At 71.7% G+C, this 19,716-nt stretch carries 14 protein-coding genes and 1 pseudogene; 11 read left to right on the top strand and 4 right to left on the bottom strand.

The window, feature by feature from the left end; genetic code table 11:
* Nucleotides 1–46 precede the first annotated feature (46 nt).
* The 3 genes from AB0D85_RS37420 to AB0D85_RS37430 all read left to right on the top strand — a co-directional run bounded on the left by AB0D85_RS37420 (nt 47) and on the right by AB0D85_RS37430 (nt 4,160).
* Nucleotides 47–898: a sugar ABC transporter permease gene (locus AB0D85_RS37420; protein WP_362330493.1), complete on the top strand. Its 852-nt coding sequence runs from the start codon at nt 47–49 to the stop codon at nt 896–898.
* A complete protein-coding gene (locus AB0D85_RS37425; RefSeq protein WP_362330443.1) occupies nt 895–1,725 on the top strand; it encodes a carbohydrate ABC transporter permease in 831 nt (276 codons plus the stop codon). The genes AB0D85_RS37420 and AB0D85_RS37425 overlap by 4 nt, the downstream gene beginning before the upstream one ends.
* A gap of 86 nt (nt 1,726–1,811) precedes the next feature.
* Nucleotides 1,812–4,160, top strand: a complete 2,349-nt coding sequence (locus tag AB0D85_RS37430; RefSeq protein ID WP_362330445.1) for a glycoside hydrolase family 3 N-terminal domain-containing protein — start codon at nt 1,812–1,814, stop codon at nt 4,158–4,160.
* Here AB0D85_RS37430 and AB0D85_RS37435 read toward each other — a convergent pair.
* From AB0D85_RS37435 to AB0D85_RS37445, 3 genes are all read right to left on the bottom strand, one after another.
* A complete protein-coding gene (locus tag AB0D85_RS37435) occupies nt 4,117–5,166 on the bottom strand; it encodes a LacI family DNA-binding transcriptional regulator (protein ID WP_362330448.1) in 1,050 nt (349 codons plus the stop codon). The genes AB0D85_RS37430 and AB0D85_RS37435 overlap by 44 nt on opposite strands.
* Nucleotides 5,167–5,255: 89 nt before the next feature.
* Complete coding sequence (locus AB0D85_RS37440) at nt 5,256–7,442, bottom strand: RICIN domain-containing protein (protein ID WP_362330451.1); 2,187 nt, start codon at nt 7,440–7,442, stop codon at nt 5,256–5,258.
* 136 nt (nt 7,443–7,578) lie between these two features.
* The gene (locus AB0D85_RS37445; protein ID WP_362330452.1) at nt 7,579–8,025 is read right to left on the bottom strand and encodes a MarR family winged helix-turn-helix transcriptional regulator; all 447 of its coding nucleotides are present in this window, start codon (nt 8,023–8,025) and stop codon (nt 7,579–7,581) included.
* A 95-nt stretch (nt 8,026–8,120) separates the two neighbouring features.
* On the opposite strand from AB0D85_RS37445, the gene AB0D85_RS37450 reads away from it, so the two are divergent.
* From AB0D85_RS37450 to AB0D85_RS37485, 8 genes are all read left to right on the top strand, one after another.
* Nucleotides 8,121–9,245, top strand: a complete 1,125-nt coding sequence (locus AB0D85_RS37450) for a Gfo/Idh/MocA family oxidoreductase (RefSeq protein WP_362330496.1) — start codon at nt 8,121–8,123, stop codon at nt 9,243–9,245.
* Nucleotides 9,246–9,323: 78 nt separating this feature from the next.
* The gene (locus AB0D85_RS37455; RefSeq protein WP_362330454.1) at nt 9,324–11,720 is read left to right on the top strand and encodes a SpoIIE family protein phosphatase; all 2,397 of its coding nucleotides are present in this window, start codon (nt 9,324–9,326) and stop codon (nt 11,718–11,720) included.
* Nucleotides 11,721–11,806: 86 nt separating this feature from the next.
* Nucleotides 11,807–12,760, top strand: a complete 954-nt coding sequence (iolC, locus tag AB0D85_RS37460) for a 5-dehydro-2-deoxygluconokinase (protein ID WP_362330457.1) — start codon at nt 11,807–11,809, stop codon at nt 12,758–12,760.
* Nucleotides 12,750–13,622, top strand: coding sequence for an aldolase (locus tag AB0D85_RS37465; protein ID WP_362330460.1), 873 nt, complete (start codon nt 12,750–12,752; stop codon nt 13,620–13,622). The genes iolC and AB0D85_RS37465 overlap by 11 nt, the downstream gene beginning before the upstream one ends.
* On the top strand, nt 13,619–14,509 hold the full coding sequence (gene iolB, locus AB0D85_RS37470) for a 5-deoxy-glucuronate isomerase (protein WP_362330463.1): 891 nt from the start codon (nt 13,619–13,621) through the stop codon (nt 14,507–14,509). Before AB0D85_RS37465 ends, iolB begins: the two co-directional genes overlap by 4 nt.
* Entirely contained in the window at nt 14,506–16,389 is a 1,884-nt protein-coding gene (gene iolD / locus AB0D85_RS37475) for a 3D-(3,5/4)-trihydroxycyclohexane-1,2-dione acylhydrolase (decyclizing) (protein WP_362330466.1), read from the top strand. The genes iolB and iolD overlap by 4 nt, the downstream gene beginning before the upstream one ends.
* A gap of 13 nt (nt 16,390–16,402) precedes the next feature.
* On the top strand, nt 16,403–17,893 hold the full coding sequence (locus AB0D85_RS37480) for a CoA-acylating methylmalonate-semialdehyde dehydrogenase (RefSeq protein WP_362330469.1): 1,491 nt from the start codon (nt 16,403–16,405) through the stop codon (nt 17,891–17,893).
* 143 nt (nt 17,894–18,036) lie between these two features.
* A complete protein-coding gene (locus AB0D85_RS37485) occupies nt 18,037–18,711 on the top strand; it encodes a carbonic anhydrase (protein ID WP_362330472.1) in 675 nt (224 codons plus the stop codon).
* Nucleotides 18,712–18,799: 88 nt separating this feature from the next.
* Here AB0D85_RS37485 and AB0D85_RS37490 read toward each other — a convergent pair.
* Nucleotides 18,800–19,716 (bottom strand): annotated as a pseudogene (locus AB0D85_RS37490) (cytosine permease); the annotation flags it as partial.

A 19,716-nucleotide genomic window follows, 5' to 3' on the forward strand; every position in this document is an offset into this window, starting at 1 on the left:
GCCGGGCACGGCCCGTGGCGGGCGCCGCCGCTACAGCGGTCTGCTGATGGCCGCGCCCGCCCTGCTCCTGTTCGGTCTGTTCGGCCTGGTCCCCCTGGTGGGTGTGCTGGTGCTGAGCCTCTCCCGCTGGGACGGCCTCGGCTCGATCGGCTGGTCCGGGTTCGCCAACTGGACCGGCGTCCTGACCGACGGCGCCACCTGGCAGGCGCTGTGGCTCACCGTGAAGGTGATGGTGGTCAGCTGGCTGGTGCAGACGCCGCTGGCCCTGGCGCTCGGCCTCTTCCAGGCGCCCCGGGGCCGGCTGCGCGCGCTCTTCGCCGTGCTCTGGTTCCTGCCTCTGCTGCTGTCCGCGGTGGCGATCGGGCTGACCTGGCAGGCGCTGCTCGACCCGTCCTTCGGCATCGGCGCCGCCCCGGGCCTGCACTGGCTGGCCAAGCCCCTGCTCGGCTCGCCCGACCTGGCGCTGTACACGGTGATCTTCGTGATCGCCTGGCAGTTCGTGCCGTTCCACGCCCTGCTCTACCAGGCCGGTGTGCGCCAGATCCCGGTGTCGCTGTACGAGGCCGCCGCCATCGACGGCGCCGGGCCCGTCACCCGTCTCCTGCGGATCACCCTGCCGCAGCTGAAGTACACGTTCGTCACGTCGAGCACGCTGATGCTGGTGGGCTCGCTGACCTACTTCGACCTGATCTACGTCCTGTCCGGCGGCACCGGCGGTCCGGGCACCGCGACCCGCGTCCTGCCGCTGGCCATGTACATCACGGGCTTCCAGGCCCATGACATGGGCCGGGCCAGCGCGATGGCCACGCTTCTGGTGGTCTTCGGCCTCGCGCTGTCGCTGCTGACCACCCGCCTGTCCGGGTTCACCCGGATGGACAGCCAGCAGGAGGGCATGTGAGCACCGTCGTAGCGACCCTGCGCCGTACCGCCACCGGCGGTGCCACCCTGGTGTGGACCGCGCTGGTCGTCGTACCCCTGTACTGGGTGGTCGTGACCAGCCTCCGCGGCCAGGCCGACTTCACCACCGGCAACCCCCTCGCCCTGCCCGGCCACCCGACCCTGGACAACTACAAGACCGTCCTCGACGGCGACTTCACGACCTACCTGCTCAACAGCGTGATCGTCACCGCCGCCACGGTCGTGATCGTGATCGTCGTCGCCCTGATGGCCGCGTTCTCGATCGTCCGCTACACCAACCCCTGGTCCCGGCTGACCTTCCGCCTCTACCTCCTGGGCCTGGCGATCCCCCTCCAGGCGGTGATCATCCCGGTCTACCTGCTGATCATCCGCATGCGGATGTACGACAGCCTGCTCGCGATCGTGCTGCCCTCGGCGGCGTTCGCGCTGCCGGTCACCGTGATGATCCTGGTCAGCTTCCTGCGCGACATCCCGCGCTCGCTGTTCGAGGCGATGGTCGTCGACGGCGCCGGCGACTGGCGGATGCTGTTCTCGCTCGCCGCGCCGATGGCCCGGCCCGCACTGGTGACGGTCGCCGTGTACGACGGCCTCCAGGTCTGGAACGGCTTCCTCTTCCCCCTGATCCTCACCCAGAGCGGCGACAAGGCCGTACTGCCGCTCGCCCTGACGCTCTTCCGGGGCGAGTTCGGCATCAACGTGCCCGCGACCATGGCGGCGGTGGTCCTCTCCACCCTTCCCATGCTGGTGGTGTTCGTCCTCGCCCGACGGCAGCTGGTCGCCGGACTGACCGCCGGATTCTCCAAGTAACGCATATCGCAGGGGAGTCGGCCGGTGCTGAGACGCGCCGGCCTCCCTCGGCATGCCCACGCAACAACCCCCACGAGGAGTCGTGCATGACGACCACCACGCCGGACCACTCCGCTCCCGCCCCGGCAGGTGACGACCGCCCCTGGACCGAACCCGGCCGATCCGCGGACGAACGGGTCGAGGCGCTGCTCGCCCGGCTGACCCTGGAGGAGAAGGTCGCCCAGCTCAGCAGCACCTGGGAGGACGTCGAGCCGGCCGGGCCCGAGGTCGCCCCCGGCACCAACCTGTTCGGCCGGGTCGGCGACCTCGACGAGACCGCCCGGCACGGCCTCGGCCAGCTCACCCGCCCCTACGGCACCGTCCCCCGCCCCGCCCTGGAACACGCCCGGCTGCTGGCCGAGCGGCAGCGGCAGATCATGGCGCAGAGCAGGTTCGGCATCCCGGCGATGGCCCACGACGAGTGCCTGACCGGTTTCACCGCCTACGGCGCCACGATCTACCCCACCTCGCTGGGCATGGCGGCCACCTTCGACCCGGCCCTGATCCGGCGGGTCGGCGCGGCCATCGGCGCCGACATGGCCGCGGCCGGGGTCCACCAGGGCCTGGCCCCGGTCGTCGACGTCGTCCGGGACTACCGCTGGGGCCGCTGCGAGGAGACGTACGGCGAGGACCCGTATCTCGTCGGCGAGATGGGCGAGGCGTATGTGCTGGGCCTGCAGAGCGCCGGGGTGTACGCCACCCTCAAGCACTTCGCCGGGTACTCCTCGTCGATGGGCGGCCGCAACCACGCCCCGGTGGGCATCGGCCGGCGTGAGCTGTACGACGTGATCCTGCCGCCCTTCGAGCGGATCGTCGCCGCCGGAGTGGGCTCGGTCATGAACTCGTACGCCGAGATCGACGGCGAGGCCCCCGCCGCCAGCCGATGGCTGCTGACCGGGGTGCTGCGCGAGGAGTGGGGCTTCGAGGGCACGGTCGTCTCCGACTACTGGTCGCTGCCGTTCCTGGTGAACGCGCACCGGGTGGCGGCCGATCTGCCGGAGGCGGGGGCGCTGGCACTGCGGGCGGGCATGGACGTCGAGCTGCCCGACCAGCGCGGCTTCGGCGCGGCGCTCGTCGAGGCCGTGGGCCGGGGAGCGGTCGCCGAGGCCGATGTCGACCGGGCGGTGCGCCGGGTGCTGCGGCAGAAGGTGGCGCTCGGGCTGCTCGACCCGGGCTGGGACCCGGAGCCGCCCGCCCTGCGCGCGGGCGAACTGGAGCTGGACAAGCCCGGGAACCGGGACCTGGCCCGCGAGGTCGCCCGGTCGAGCGCGGTGCTGCTGGCCAACTCCGGCGGGCTGCCCCTGCCGTCCGCCGGCCGGATCGCCCTGATCGGGCCGTGCGCCGACGACGTCCGCACGATGTTCGGCTGCTACAGCTTCCCCAACCACGTCCTCTCCGAGCGCGACGACCTCGGCAACGGTGTCGAGGCGGTGTCGCTGCGCACCGCGCTCGCCGCGGAACTGCCGGGTGTGGAGTGGGAGTTCGCGCCGGGTTGTCCGGTCAGGGACGAGGACCGGTCCGGTATCCCCGGCGCGGTCTCCGCCGCTTCCGGTGCGGACCTCGCCGTGCTGGTGGTCGGCGACAAGGCCGGCATGTTCGGCATCGGCACCTCCGGCGAGGGCTGCGACGTCGAGGACCTGCGGCTGCCCGGCGTGCAGGAGGAACTGGTGACGGCCGTGCTGGCGACGGGGACCCCGGTCGTGCTGGTGGTCAGCAGCGGACGGCCGTACGCCGTGGGGCGGTTCGCGGCGGACACCGCGGCCATGGTGCAGGTCTTCCTGCCGGGCGAGGAGGGCGGCCGCGCGGTCGCCGAACTCCTCGCCGGTACGGCGAACTTCAGCGGCAAGCTGCCGGTGCAGATCCCCAACTCGCCCGCGGGGCAGCCGTACACGTATCTGCATCCGCCGCTCGGCGACCGGCAGAGCTGGCTGTCCAACCTCGACCCCACCCCCGCCTTCCCCTTCGGGCACGGACTCTCCTACACCGCCTTCGAAATCGACGGCCTGGCCGTCGACGGCGAACTGGTCGCGACGGACGGGGAGTTCACGGTCTCCGTGCGGGTGCGGAACACCGGTTCACGGCCCGGTGCCGAGACCGTCCAGCTGTACTTCACCGACCCGGTCGCCCAGGTCACCCGGCCGGTGCGGGCACTGCTCGGCTTCGCCAAGGTGCGGCTGGAGCCCGGGGAGGAGGCGACGGTCCGCTTCGGCGTCCACAGCGACCACCTGGCCTTCACCGGCCTGACGGGCCGCCGGATCGTCGAGCCCGGCGAGATCCTGCTGTACGCGGGCTCGTCCAGCGGTGACACCCCGGCCGAGGTCAGGATCCGGCTGGTCGGGGAGGAGCGGGAGGTCACCGCTCCTCGTCGGCACGGTGTGCCGGTGGAGCGTTCGTAGAGGTCCGCAGCACCAGCTCAGTCGCCAGTTCGATGCGGAGGGACGCCGGGGGGCGTCCCTCCGCCAGTTGCAGGAGCACCCGGGTCGCTTCCCGGCCCAGTTCCTCGAACGGCTGGCGCACCGCGCTCAGCGGCGGGCTGGCCATGGCCGCCACCAGGGTGTCGTCGAACGACATCACCGCGAGGTCGTCCGGTACCCGCAGTCCGTGCTGGCGGGCGGCCTCCAGCACACCCAGCGCCTGGGCGTCGCTGGCGGCGAAGACGGCCGTCGGCGGCGGCTCGGCGCGCAGGAGTCTGAGGGTGGCGGCGAGCGATTCGTCATAGTCGAAGTCGGTGGAGCGCACGATGGCCGGGTCGTAGCCGATGCCGGCCTCCTCCAGGGCGGCTCGGTAGCCGTGCAGGCGTGCCGACCCGGCCAGGGAGTGCGAGCGGCCCGCGACCATGCCGATCCGGGTGTGGCCGAGGCCGAGCAGGTGCTGCACCGCCTCCCTGGCGCCGCTCCAGTTCGTCACCCCGATGCTGGGGATGTCGGAGGAGGGCGCGCTGAGCGGGTCCACCAGCACCACCGGCAGCTTCTGCTCGACGATCCGCCGCTGGTCGTCCTCGGACAGCATCGAGATCACGATGACCAGCCCGGCGGCGCCGAGCGCCACGCACTCCTCCAGCCACTGGGAGATGGACCGCCTGCTCGTCGTGCCGGTCACGACGTCGACGCCGAGTTCGCCGGCCGCGTCCACGATCCCGCGGACGACCTCCAGGGTGTAGGGGCCGGACAGGTCCCGGAACACCGTGATGATCTGGCGCGGCGCCTCGGCCTCGCGCTCCCACGCGCGCACGAACCCGTGCCGCGCCAGGAGTTCCTCCACGCGCGCACGGGTCGCGGCGCCCACGTCACGGCGCCGGTGCACCACCTTGGACACCGTGCTGAGCGAGACACCCGCCTCCTGGGCGATGCTCGTCAGCAGCCCGTACTGGGCGTCCAGCTGTCCCTTGTCCTGAACGGTCACTCCACGTCCGCCCCGCTCGATGATCCCGCCGCAAGCCAACAGCACCGGGCGCCGGCAGACAAGATTCCGGCACCCGGTGCGTGGTACTGCTACGCCCTGCTCCAGGTCTGGGTGGCGTTGCCGAGGCCGGTCCAGAGCTGGACCTTGGACCCGTTGGCCGTTCCCCAGTTGGTCACGTCGATCACGAGACCGTTCGCGCGGTTGACGATGGTGCCGTCCACGCGGAACGCCCACTGCTGGCTGGTCTTGCCGTTGCAGGCCCAGAGGATGAGTTTGGTGCCCGCGGTGGTGCCGTCGCCGTCCGCGGCCAGGCACTTGCCCGAGACCCGGAGTTCGCCCGCCGCGGTCTGGGTGATGGTCTGGTTGGCGTTGCCCGAGCAGTCGTAGATCTGGACCTGGACGCCGGTCGCGCCGTTCGGGACGTCGAGGCAGCGGCCGGAGTTCGTGCCCTTCAGGGTGAAGGTCGCGGCCGTGGGCAGCGGGTCCTGGACGAGCTGCCAGTCCTGGGAGCCGTCGTCGGTCGAGGCGGCCAGGGTGACGGAACCGCCCGCGGTCGCGCCGGTCATGTAGAGGCTGGTGTTCTTGACCGACCGCAGTTTGTAGTAGCCGGAGGTCGAGGACGCGACCTCGGTCCACCGCTTGTCGGTGGCGCCGTCGTCGACCCACTGGGTCAGTTTCTGGCCCGCCGTCGCCGTGCCGGTCCAGATGGCCACCGCGCGGCCGCCCGCCTTGTTCAGCAGGGTGACGTCGGAGCCCGTGGCCTGGAGGTGCCAGCGCTGGGTCAGGGACGTGGAGCTCGATGCGCCGAGGACGAGGTCCGGGGTGTTCCCGGTCAGGTTCGCGTCCTGAGTCCTGCCGGAGTCGGTGGTCAGGACCTGGCCCGTCAGCCGGTTGACCAGGGAGTAGTAGGCGCCGTCGGAACGGCCCAGGTCGACCTCCGCGTACTTCACCGGGCCCACGCTGGTGCCGCTCCAGGAGGCCTGGAGGACCAGGACGCGGCCGGTGCCGTCGACGTACTGGAGCTGGCGGCTGTACCCGGCGGCGATCGGGGTCTGGTACTGCTTCCAGGTGCCGGTGCTGGTGCCGGACTCGTTCACCCAGACGCTGCCGCTGCCGGCCGCATTGTACACGATCCGGCCGTCGGGCATGGGGAGCAGGACCGGGCTGCCGCCGGTGGCGAGGGTGCTGCCGCCGGAGGGGACCGGCAGGGACGTGATCGCGCCGTCGGTGCCGGCGAAGAACTTCGTCGGGTCGTCGGCGATGCGGTAGCGGACGTTGGTGCCGCCGCCCCAGTACTCGTACGTCATCAGCCACTTGCCGTCGGTCGTCGGCGCGACCGTGGTCATGCCGGGGCGGCCGCCGCCGATCTCCGTCTTGCCGCTGCCCATGCTGACGGTGGAACCGGGGACGTCGACGACCGGGCTGCTCCACGCGGAGCCGGTGCCGTCCCACGTCCGGTGCATCAGGACCTGGCCGCCGGAGTCCGTCGCCGTGGCGTTGTCCGGGTCGAGGGTCGGGGCGCCGGTGGTGGTGTCGTAGCCGGTGTAGTCGTTCTCGTCGGAGTAGTAGGCGATGAGCTGCCCGTTGTGGGCGAGCAGATGCGGCTCCCAGACCGGGTCGACCTGCTTGTTCGTGTTCGCGGTGGAGGTACGGCCGATGCTGCCCGCGCTGCCGCCCTGCCAGGAGCCCGCGGCGATGATGTTCTGGAAGCTCCAGGTCGCCCCGTCGTCCGTGCTGGAGTACAGGGCCAGCGCCACGTCCTTGCGGTCGCCGTCACTGGTCGGCGTCCAGGAGGAGTTCGCGGCCTTCTGCTCCTCGTAGTAGTAGTCGTCGCCCGAGACGACGCTCGCGAGGAGCAGCGTGCCGGCGCTCAGGTTGCCGACGGCCTGCGGGAGCACATAGAGGTAGGGGTTCGTCCAGTTGCTCGTGTACTTGGCGTACTGGGAGTCGGTGGACAGATAGGCGGGGGCCTTGACGTCGGTGAGCTTCGACCACGTCGTGCCGTCGTCGTCGCTCTTGTAGACCGGGAGTGTCTGGCCGACCGGGGCGGTCTCGCTGTCCTCGAACGTGGCCACGATCCGTCCGTCGGGCAGCTGCGCCGACTTCGGGTAGAGCACGCACGGGCTCTTGTTGCAGGAGGCCGAATTGGTGGCGGCATACAGGTTCGACGGACTCGGCTGATATGCCGACGCGCTGGTCGCGGAGGCTATGGCGAATGCCACGCCGATACCGGTGGCTGTCGCCGCGGCGAGAGCCTTTCTTGCCCAAGTTTTCATGAATGCGGAAACCCTTTCGCGCCCTGCTGCTCAGGGAATACGAAGGCGGCTCAAGGAGCCCTGAGCGGCTGGAGTCAGTATTGGGACGCGGTACCGCCGTGTCACCGGCACGTTTCCGAAAGACTTTCGCGAAAAGCTACAGCCGGCGGAGCAAGGAGTTCAGCGTCTCGATTTCCCGCGCGGTGAGTTTGTCGGTGAAGTGACGGCGTACCGCGGCCTCCAGACCGGGGCCCACGGCGGCGACGGCCTCGTGTCCGGCGTCGGTGAGGGTGACGGTGACACCGCCGGCGCGTTCACGGGTGACGAGTCCGCGCCCGCTCATGCGGGTGAGCTGGTGGGAGACGCGGGTGCGGTCCCAGCCGAGCGACGCGGCGAGTTCGCTCTGGCGCAGCGCGCCACCCGCCTTGTCGAGGTTGACGAGGATCGTCAGGTCCGGCTCGGACAGGCCCGCCGCCTCCGCGGTGTCGGCGATCACACGGGTCCGGACGACTTCGTGGGCGCGCTTGAAGGCGGACCAGAGATCGACGGGCTCCGGCACGGGCTGCCCGATGGGCTCGCCGGACCCGCCCACTGGCGTTGACATATCAACAGGCCTCTTTCTAGTGTGTTGAGATGTCAACGCTAACAGCCCGCAGAAGGTAGGCCCTCCGCATCATGAGCACCGTGGACACGAGCACCATGAACACCTCCGAGTCACCGCTCGCCCGGCGGGCCCGGTCCGGGAAGCCGGTCGGTGTGGGGATCGTCGGGCTCGGGGCGCACGGCAGCTGGGCCGAGCGCTCGCACCTGCCGGCCCTGCGTGCCGTCCCGGGCTACGAGTTGAGGGCGCTGAGCACGAGTTCACGGGAGTCCGCGGAGCGCTCCGGGCAGGTGCACGGCGTGTCCCGCGCCTTCGGGACGGCCGCGGAACTGGCCGCCTGCGACGAGGTGGACCTCGTGGTCGTGGCGGTGAAGGTGCCGTACCACCGGGAACTGGTGGAGACGGCCCTGAGCGCCGGAAAGGGCGTGCTGTGCGAGTGGCCGCTGGGCAACGGGCTCGCGGAGGCCGAGGACATGGCCCGGCAGGCGCGGGCCCGTGCCGTGCCGACCGCCGTCGGACTCCAGGCGCGGTCGCACCCGGCCCTCGCCCACGCCCGCCACCTCGTGGCCGACGGCTACGTGGGAGAGGTGCTGTCCACGACGGTGGTGGCGTCCGGCGGAGCCTGGGGCGCCACCACCGCTCCCCGCGGCCACTACGTCCTGGACGCCGCCAACGGCGCGACCCTGCTGACCATCCCCTTCGCCCACACCCTCGACGCACTCGCGTCCGTCCTCGGTGAGCCCGAGGAACTGCGGATCCGGCAGGCGTCACGGCGCACCTCGGCCGTGGACACCGAGAGCGGCCGGCCCGTGCCCATGACCGCGGCGGACCAGGTGGTGGCCTCGGGACGGCTGCCGGGCGGCGCGGTGGCCACCGTTCACTACCGCGGGGGCAGCTCGCGGGGGACCAACTTCCACTGGGAGATCAACGGCACCGAGGGCGACCTGGTCCTCACCGCCCCGATCGGCCAGCCCCAGCTCAGCCCGCTCACCCTCGAAGGCGGCCGCGGCACGTCCACCGGACTCGCCCCGCTGACCGTGCCGGACTCCTGCGTTCTCGTCCCTCACCTGGACCCCCGGGCCGACGCACCGGCCTACGCGGTCGCCCACGCCTACCGCCGGTTCCTGGACGACCTGCGCGAGGGCGCCGCACCGGCCGTACCCGATTTCGCGCACGGCGCCGCCCGGCACCGCGGCATCGAATCCGCCCTGGCGACGCCCTGAGCGGGCGGCCGCCGGGCGTGCGGTTGTCCTCCGTCGTGCGGCACGGGATGCTGAGGGAGCACGGAGGGAAGCGGTGTCATGGATCGTTTTCCGAATGCTGCCAACGTCGACTTCCACAGCCCCTTGGACCTCACCAAGGCCGCCGCCGCGGTACTGGACGCGGAAGGCCTGGTCTCCGGTTGGGGCCCCGCCGCCCAGCGTCTCCTCGGCCATCCGCCCGAGGACGTGCTCGGCCGCCCGGCCGCCCGGCTGCTGGCCGGGGCCACGGGGCAGCGGCTGTCCGCCCTCTGTACGGCGCACCGGCCCCGCAGCGCGGTCCTGGACCTGCGCTGCCAGGACGGACGCGTCCTGCGCGCGGCCGTGACGTTCAGCCCGCTCGCGCACCAGGGTGCCGCCGCGACCGTCGTGGTCGCGGCCGAGCTGGAGACACAGCGCGGCTGGGAGGCGCAGCTGGCGATGCTGCAGGGGCTGGCGACCGAGTCCTCCGTGGGCCTGACGATCTTCGACACGGACGGGCGGGTCGTCTGGGGGAACGTCTCCACCGATCTGGAGCTCGCGGGGGTCGCCCAGTACGTCGGTCTGCCGGCCGAAGCCCTCTTCCCCGAGGGCGAGTTCATCTCCCGCCACCATCCCCCGGACGAGGACCAGGTGATGGAGCAGGTGCTGAAGACCGGGGAACCCATCCTGGGCATGCACTACCGGGGGCGCGCCCCCGCCGACCCGGGGCGCGAGCACGTCTGGTCCTGCTCCTACTACCGGCTGGTGGACGCCCGGGGCGAACCGCTGGGGCTGTTCGAGGAATCCCTGGACATCACCGAGCGCTACCGCGCCCAGGAACGGCTGTCGCTGCTGGTGCGGGCGGGAAAGCGCATCGGTGCCTCGCTGGACGTACGCCGTACCGCCGCGGAGCTCGCCGACGTGTCGGTGCCGCAGCTGGCCGACGAGGTGCTGGTGGACCTGCCGCCGACGGTCATCGAGGGGCGGCAGCCGCCGACCGGCTCGGCGCCGGGGCACAGCCTGCTGCGGATGCACGGCCGGACCCCGGAGGAGTTCCGGACCTCTCCCGTCTCCTATCCGCCGTCGTCACCGCAGGCACTGAGCCTGGCCACCGGCCGCCCGGTCGTCGACGACTCCCCACCCGGGACACCGGACGAGCCGGGAGAGCCCGGCGAGCGGGGTGCGCCCGCCCGGCACTCCCACTCCTGCCTCTTCGTGCCGCTGGTCGCCCGTGACGCGATCCTCGGCCTCGCCACCTTCCGGCGGCACAGCAACCCCGACCCCTTCGGGCCCGAGGAGCAGACCCTCGCCGTGGAACTGTCCGAGCGGGCCGCCGTCGGCATCGACAACGCCCGCCGCTACACCAGCCAGCACTCGGCGGCCCTGGTGCTGCAGCGCAGCCTGCTGCCCCAGCACCTGCCCGAGCAGAGCGCGGTCGAGGTGGCGTACCGCTATCTGCCCGCCGACAGCCGTGTGGGCGTGGGCGGCGACTGGTTCGACCTGATCCCGCTGTCCGGCGCCCGCGTCGGACTCACCGTCGGCGACGTGGTCGGCCACGGGGTGCACGCGGCCGCGACCATGGGCCGGCTGCGCGCCACCGTACGGACCCTGGCCCTGCTGGACCTGGACCCGGCCGAGCTGCTCACCCGGCTGGACGGCCTGGTCGCGCAGGACGCGGAACCCGACGGGGACGACGGGCTCGGCGACGAGGCGCTCGGGGTGACCTGCCTGTACGCGATCTACGACCCGGTGAGCGGCCGCTGCGTGTGGGCGAGCGCGGGCCACCCCCCGCCGATCGTGGCCGACGCGAGCGGCTCGGTGGCCCTGTCCGCGCTGGCGCCGGGGCCGCCGCTGGGGCTGGGCAGCCTGCCGTACGAGAACGTCGACCTGAACCTGTCCGACGGCAGTGTGGTGGCGTTCTTCACCGACGGTGTCGTGGAGGACCGGCGCACCGACATCGACAGCGGGATCGACCGGCTCGCCAACGTGCTCACCTGGCAGCGATGCCCGCTGGAGGAACTGTGCGACCGGGCGCTGTCGACCCTGCCGCCCGGCCCCCAGGCGGACGACGCCACGCTGCTGCTCATCCGCACCCGGCGGCTCGGCTGCGACCGGGTGGCGGACCTGGAGCTGCCGCCCGACCCGGCCATGGTGGCGCACGCCCGCACCGACACCGAGCGCCAGCTGGAGACCTGGGGCCTGTCCGAGCTGTCGTTCACCGCCGAGCTCGTGGTGAGCGAGCTGGTCACCAACAGCATCCGGTACGCCACCGGCCCCGTCCTGCTGCGGCTGATCAGGGACCGCTCCCTCCTCTGCGAGGTCTCGGACAACGCCCATACGGCACCTCATCTGCGGCGCGCCCGCCGGGACGACGAGGGCGGCCGGGGCCTGTTCCTGGTCGCCCAGATGTCCCAGCGCTGGGGTACGCGCTACACCGCGTCCGGCAAGACCATCTGGGCCGAACTGCCCATCCCCTGAGATCCCCCCGCATTCAATATTGACATCAGAATGTCCTGACATACTCTGGGTCTTGCCCGCCTCCGGAGTGAAGGGATTCCAGCGTGATGTCGTTCGAAGTGCTGACCATGGGCAGGGTCGGGGTGGATGTGTATCCGCTCCAGACCGGGGTGGGGCTGGCGGACGTCACCTCGTTCGGCAAGTACCTGGGCGGGAGCCCGACGAACGTCGCGGTGGCGGCGGCGCGGTACGGCCGTTCGGCCGCGGTGATCACGAAGACCGGGCGGGACCCGTTCGGGGACTTCGTCCGCAACGCGCTGGACGGTTACGGCGTGGACGCGCGGTTCGTGGGGGTGTCGGACATCGCGCCGACTCCGGTGACGTTCTGCGAGATCTTCCCGCCGGACGACTTCCCGCTCTACTTCTACCGCCTCCCCAAGGCCCCCGACCTGGACATCCAGCCGGACGAGCTGGACCTGGCGGCGGTGCGCGGGAGTTCCGTGTTCTGGGTGACGGGCACGGGGCTGAGCGAGGAGCCGAGCCGCTCGGCCACCCTGGCCGCCCTGGAGCACCGGGCCAAGGCGGGCACGACGGTGTTCGACCTGGACTGGCGGCCGATGTTCTGGACCGACCCGGCCGAGGCGCGCGCCTACTACCGGGAGGCGCTGCGGCACACGACCGTCGCGGTCGGCAACATCGACGAGTGCGAGGTCGCCACCGGCGAGCGCGAGCCCTACGCCGCCGCGAAGGCACTGCTGGCGGCGGGTGTGGAACTGGCCGTGGTCAAGCAGGGCCCCAAGGGCGTTCTGGCCGTGGACCAGGACGGTACGGCCTCGGAGATCCCGCCCGTGAGCGTGGACGTCGTGAACGGCCTGGGCGCCGGCGACGCCTTCGGCGGCGCCCTGTGCCACGGGCTGCTGTCGGGCTGGGAGACGCGGCGGACGGTGTCCTTCGCGAACGCGGCCGGCGCCATCGTGGCGGGCCGGCTGGCCTGCTCGGAGGCGATGCCGACCGAGGCCGAGGTCGACGCCAAGCTGAACGAGGTGTCCCGTGCTGTCTGAGAAGCTGAACCGGATCGTGAACGCGCGGGTCGGTGACCCCGGCGCGATCGCGGCGGCCGCCGAACGGCGGGTGAGGGCGACCTCGCTGCTGGGCGAGCACGGCAAGGCGATGATCATCGCCGCCGACCACCCGGCCCGCGGCGCCAACGGCGTCGGCGGCGACCCCACCGCCATGGCCGACCGTTTCGAACTCCTCGACCGGCTGTGCACCGCGCTGGAACGGCCGGGCGTCACCGGCGTCCTCGGCACCGCCGACATCCTGGAGGACCTGCTCCTCCTCGGTGTCCTGGACGGCAAGAGCGTGTTCGGTTCGATGAACCGGGCGGGTCTGGCCGGCTCGGTGTTCGAGATCGACGACCGGTTCACCGGGTACGACGCCGAGACGATCGAGGCGATGGGCTTCGACGGCGGCAAGATGCTCACCCGCATCGCCCTGGACGACCCCGCCACCCCCTCCGCCCTCGTCGACACCGCCCGCGCGGTCAACGAGCTCAACGACCGCCGGCTGATCGCCATGGTCGAACCGTTCCTGTCCGGGTGGCAGGACGGGAAGATCCGCAACGACCTGTCGACCGACGCCGTCATCAAGTCGGTCAGCATCGCGTCCGGACTCGGCCGGCGGACCGCCTACACCTGGCTGAAGCTGCCGGTCGTCCCCGGCATGGAGCGGGTGCTGGCCTCCTCGACCCTGCCGGCGCTGCTGCTGGGCGGTGAGGTCACCGACCCCGAGGCCGCCTTCGCCTCCTGGGGCAGGGCCCTGAAGGAGCCGACCGCGCAGGGCCTGGTCGTCGGCCGCTCCCTGCTCTACCCGTCCGACGGCGATGTCGCCGGCGCGGTCGACAAGGCGGTGAGCCTGCTGTGAGCGGGACGAACAAATACCACCTGCCCGCCGGCACCGCCGCCGACGGCCCCTACGACGTCCGCATCACGCCGGAGTCGGCGGGCTGGGGCTACTCCGGCCTCAGGATCCTGACCCTGGCGCCGGGCGAGGCGCACGCCCTGTCCACCGGGGACTCCGAGTTCCTGGTGCTGCCGCTGACGGGCTCGTGCACCGTCACCACGGACGGCAGCGCCTTCGAACTCGAAGGCCGGTCGGGCGTGTTCGCCTCGGCCACCGACTTCGCGTATCTGCCGCGCGAGTCGGCGGCCGTGATCAGCAGCGCCGACGGTGGACGGTTCGCGCTGCCCTCCGCCCGTACCGAGCAGCGAGGTCACTCGGCTCGGTACGGGCGCAAGGAGGACGTCCCGGTCGAGCTGCGCGGCGCCGGGGCCTGCTCCCGACAGGTCAACAACTACTGCCTGCCCGGCACCTTCGACGCCGAGCAGCTGCTGGTGTGCGAGGTCCTCACACCCGGCGGCAACTGGTCCTCGTACCCGCCGCACAAGCACGACGAGGCCCGCACCGACGAGGCCGGCAACCCGGTCGAGTCGGAGCTGGAGGAGATCTACTACTTCGAGGTCTCCGGCGGCGAGAACGGCTTCGGCTACCAGCGGGTCTACGGCACCCCGGACCGCCCGATCGACGTACTCGCCGAGATCCGCTCCGGCGACACCGTCCTCATCCCCCACGGCTGGCACGGCCCCTCCGTCGCCGCGCCCGGCTACGACCTCTACTACCTCAACGTCATGGCGGGTCCGGGTCAGGACCGCGCCTGGCTGATCTGCGACGACCCGGCCCACGGCTGGGTGCGCGGCACCTGGGACTCCCAGGACGCGGACGACCGGCTGCCCTTCGGAGAGGACCGATGAAGACCGTACGACTGACCACCGCCCAGGCCCTGGTCCGCTTCCTGGCCGCCCAGTACAGCGAGCGCGACGGCCAGGAGCAGCGGCTGATCCCCGGCGTGTGGGGCATCTTCGGCCACGGCAACGTGGCCGGCCTCGGCCAGGCCCTCCTCCAGGCCGCCACCACCGGCGAGGCCGACCTGCCCTACTACCTCGCCCGCAACGAGCAGGGCATGGTCCACGCCTCCGTCGCCTACGCGAAGATGCGCGACCGCCTGGCGGCCTTCGCCTGCACGGCCTCCACCGGGCCCGGCTCCACCAACATGATCACCGGTGCGGCGCTGGCCACCACCAACCGCCTCCCGGTGCTGCTGCTGCCGTCCGACATGTTCGCCACCCGCGCCGCCGACCCCGTGCTGCAGCAGCTGGAGGACACCCGCGGCGGGGACGTCACCGTCAACGACGCGTTCCGTGCGGTGTCGAAGTACTTCGACCGGATCCAGCGCCCGGAGCAGCTGATCCCGGCCGCGCTCGCGGCGATGCGGGTGCTCACCGACCCGGTCGAGACCGGCGCCGTCACGCTGGCGCTGCCGCAGGACGTGCAGGCCGAGGCGTACGACTGGCCGGTCGACTTCTTCCGGCACCGGGTCTGGCACGTGGGCCGCCCGGTGCCGGAGCCCGCCGCGGTCGCGCGGGCCGTGGCGCTGCTGAAGAACGCGAAGAAACCGCTGATCGTGGCCGGTGGCGGCGCGGTGTACTCGGGTGCGGAGACCGCGCTGCGGGCCTTCGCCGAGGCCACCGGCATCCCCGTCGCCGACACCCACGCCGGCAAGGGCGCCGTTCCCTGGGACCACCCCTACGCCGTGGGCGGCATCGGTTCGACGGGTTCGTACGCGGCCAACGAACTGGCGCGTGAGGCCGATGTCGTCCTCGGCATCGGCACCCGGTACTCCGACTTCACCACCGCCAGCCACACCGTGTTCGGCAACCCCGAGGTCACCTTCGTCAACCTGAACGTGGCCCGGCTGGACGCGGTCAAGCACTCCGCCGAGCCGCTGGTCGCCGACGCGCGGCTCGGCATCCAGGCCCTCGCCGGGGCCCTGGACGGCTGGGAGGTCGCCGAGTCCTACCGCCGTCGTACCCGTGAACTGATCGCCCGCACCCGGGAGATCGAGGAGGAGTGCTTCGCGCCGGACCGCAACACCGGCGCGCTGCCCGCCCAGACCCAGATCCTGGGCGCGCTCAACGACGTCCTGGACGACCGCGCGGTGGTCATCAACGCGGCCGGCTCCATGCCGGGTGACCTGCAGCAGCTGTGGCGGGCCCGCGACCCGAAGGCCTACCACGTGGAGTACGCCTACTCCTGCATGGGCTACGAGGTCGCCGCCGGCGTCGGCGCCAAGATGGCCGACCCCAGCCGCGAAGTGGTCGTCCTCGTCGGCGACGGCTCGTATCTGATGATGGCCCAGGAGATCGTGACCATGGTCTCCGAGGGCCTGAAGGTCATCATCGTGCTGGTCCAGAACCACGGCTTCGCGTCGATCGGCGCGCTGTCGGAGTCCCTCGGCTCGCAGCGCTTCGGCACCAAGTACCGCTACCGCGACGGCGACTCGGGCCGGCTGGACGGCGACGTCCTGCCCGTCGACCTCGCCGCCAACGCGTCCTCGCTCGGCGCGGACGTCCTGCACGCCACCTCCGTCGAGGAGTTCCGCTCCGCGATGGACAAGGCCCGGGCGGCCACCCGCACCACCGTCGTGCACGTCGAGACCGACCTCTACGGCCCGAACCCGCCCGGCCACGCCTGGTGGGACGTCCCGGTCAGCCAGACCTCCGCACTCGACACCACCCGCACGGCGTACGAGACCTACGCCGCCCACAAGACCGCCCAGCGCCACTACCTGTAAGGACGTGCCTCCCGTGAACACCATCCCGCACTGGATCAACGGCGCCGAGGCCACCGGCACCACCACCGCCCCCGTCTTCAACCCGGCCACCGGTGCCGAGCAGGCCCGCGTCGTCCTGGGCGCCGCCGCCGAGGTCGACGCCGCCGTCCAGGCCGCCGCGACCGCGTTCGAGACGTGGCAGGACTCCTCCCTCTCCCAGCGCGTCCAGGTCATGTTCAACTTCCGCCAGCTGCTCGTCGAGCACGAGGAGGAGCTGGGCCGGATCATCTCCGCCGAACACGGCAAGACCGTCGACGACGCCCGCGGCGAGATCACCCGCGGCCGCGAGGTCGTCGAATACGTCTGCGGTCTCGGCGACGTCCTCAAGGGCAGCTTCTCCGACCAGGTCTCCCGCGGCATCGACGTCCACAACTTCCGCCAGCCGCTGGGTGTCGTCGCCGGCATCACGCCGTTCAACTTCCCGGCGATGGTGCCGCTGTGGATGCACCCCGTCGCCATCGCCACCGGCAACACGTTCATCCTCAAGCCCTCCGAGCGCGACCCCTCCGCCGCGAACTTCGTCGCCGGCCTGTACAAGAAGGCCGGTCTCCCGGACGGCGTGTTCAACGTCGTGCACGGCGGCAAGGACGCGGTCGACGCGATCCTCACCCACCCGGGCATCGAGGCCGTCTCCTTCGTCGGCTCCACCCCCATCGCCAAGTACGTCCACGAGCAGGCCACCGCCCACGGCAAGCGCGTCCAGGCCCTGGGCGGCGCCAAGAACCACGCCGTCGTCCTCCCCGACGCCGACCTGGAGTTCGCCGCCAACCACATCACCGCCGGCGCCTACGGCTCCGCGGGCGAACGCTGCATGGCCGTGTCGGTGGCCGTCGCCGTCGGCGACGCGGCCGACGCCCTGGTGGGGATCCTGGAGCGCAAGGCGAACGAGGTGAAGGTCGGCCCCGGCGACCGGCCCGGCGTCGAGATGGGCCCACTGGTCACCAAGGCCGCCCAGGAACGCGTGGAGAACGCGGTCGGGGGCGCCGCCGCCCAGGGTGCCACCGTGGTCGTGGACGGCCGCGGGCTGAAGATCGAGGGCCACGAGGACGGCTTCTTCACCGGCCCGTCCCTCCTCGACCACGTCACCACCGAGATGGACGCCTACAAGGAGGAGCTGTTCGGCCCGGTCCTCGCGATCGTCCGCGCCGACAGCCTCGACGAGGCCATCGACCTGATCAACGCCAACCCCTACGGCAACGGCACCGCGCTGTTCACCGCCTCCGGTGAGGCCGCCCGCCGCTTCCAGCGCCGCATCAAGGTCGGCATGATCGGCATCAACGTGCCCGTCCCGGTCCCGATGTCGTACTACTCCTTCGGCGGCTGGAAGGACTCCCTCATCGGCGACTCCCCCATCCACGGTCCCGAGGGCGTGCGCTTCTACACCCGGCCCAAGGTCGTCACGACCCGCTGGCCGGAGCCCAGGCAGCAGGTGACGGCCGGGTTCAACTTCCCGACCTCCAGCTGACCGCCCCCAGGCCGTCCCCCGTCGCGGTGGCAGCCGCCACGGGGGCACGGCCCTTCGGGTCTCCGGCACCAGGTCTGCCGGGAATACGCCCGGACGGCGCAGCCGGGCACCTGCCCGGACGGCTGCGGCCGTAGCCTGCGGTCATGAGTGACGCCGCTCCATCCACCCCGCGCGAAGCGTTCGACCTGCTCCTGGCCGGCAATCACCGCTTCGCCGCCGGCACCCCCCGGCACCCCAACCAGGACGCCGCCCGCCGCGCCGGCCTGGCCTCCGTCCAGCGCCCCTTCGCCGTCCTGTTCGGCTGCTCCGACTCCCGGCTGGCCGCCGAGATCATCTTCGACCGGGGGCTGGGCGACCTGTTCGTGGTGCGCACCGCCGGACATGTGGCGGGACCGGAGGTCCTGGGCAGCATCGAGTACGGAGTGAGCGTGCTGGGCTGTCCGCTGGTCGTGGTCCTCGGCCACGACGCCTGCGGTGCCGTGGCGGCGACCCGCGCCGCGGTGGCGGACGGTACGACCGCCCGCGGGTACCTGCGGGACGTGATAGAGCGTGTGACGCCCAGTGTGCTGGCCGCGCACGCCGCGGGGGTGAGCGAGGACGACGAGTTCATCGCCACCCATGTCCGGCACTCCGTCGACTTCCTCATGGAGCGCTCCCGGGAACTGGCCGACCGGGTCGCCTCCGGACGCACCGCGGTCGTGGGCCTGTCCTACCGCCTGACCGAGGGCAACGCCCGGCTGGTCACCTCCCACGGCCTGGATCTGCCCCCGGCCCCGGCCGTCCACGCCGACGCCACACCGACCGCGCAGAGCCGGTGAACCATCCGTCCCGGCGCGATGCGCAGGACACAGCGCGAAGGGCCGGGCTCCGCCCCCGAAGGGAGTGGAACCCGGCCCTGATGGTCCGTCAGGAGACGGTGGTGGACGGCTCGTTGGCGATCAGGTCGGGGGAACCGCCGGCCCGACCCCGTTCCCAGAGCGGCTTGAGCCGGTAGGTCAGCAGATACAGGACCACGCCCGCGCCGGCCGCGACGAACATGCTCAGGTCACCCGCGCCCGGATACGCCTTCGAGAACGGACCCGTGTAGAAACTGGACTGCCAGAACGGCACCGACGCCACCACACCGCCCGCCCAGGCCACAAACCCCCAGTCCAGCACCCGACGCCGGTCGTACAACTCCTCGACCCGCGACGGATCCGAACGCCCGCCCAGATAGAAGTCCAGCAGCAGCACCGCCGCGAACGGAGCGATGAAGTACGCCGTCAGGTTCAGGAACACCTTGAACTTGGCCTCCGTACCCGACTCCCCCCACAGACTGATCACATACGCCAGCAGACAGATCACCGTCACCGCCTGCGACCGGGAAACCGGGATCTTCAACGTCTGCACGGAGATCGCCCCGCCGTAGACGTTCAGGAAGTTCTGCGCCAGCGCCGACAGCCCCACAGCCAGCAGAGCGGGGACGGCGAACGGGCCCGCCAGCTCGTGCAGCGCGGTGATCGAGTCCGAACCGGTCGCACTGCCGCCCACGACCACACCCAGGATGCCCAGCCAGCAGATCGTGACGAAGTTCCCCAGCCCGGTGTACCACGCGGTACGCGAGACCACCTCCGGAGTATCCGGGAGATACCGCGAGTAGTCCGAGGCGAACGGCGCCCACGCCACCAGGAACGACAGGAACCAGCCACCGAAGGTCACCCAGCCACCCGTCGCCCCGATATAACCCGAAGCATGCGGGTCAGCGTGGAAGAGACTGCCGCCACGCACCACCGCGACCACCGTGATCAGCAGGAACAACGGGGTCAGCACATACGTCAGCACCC

The sequence above is a fragment of the Streptomyces sp. NPDC048277 genome (genome assembly GCF_040652235.1).
Classification (GTDB): Bacteria; Actinomycetota; Actinomycetes; order Streptomycetales; family Streptomycetaceae; genus Streptomyces.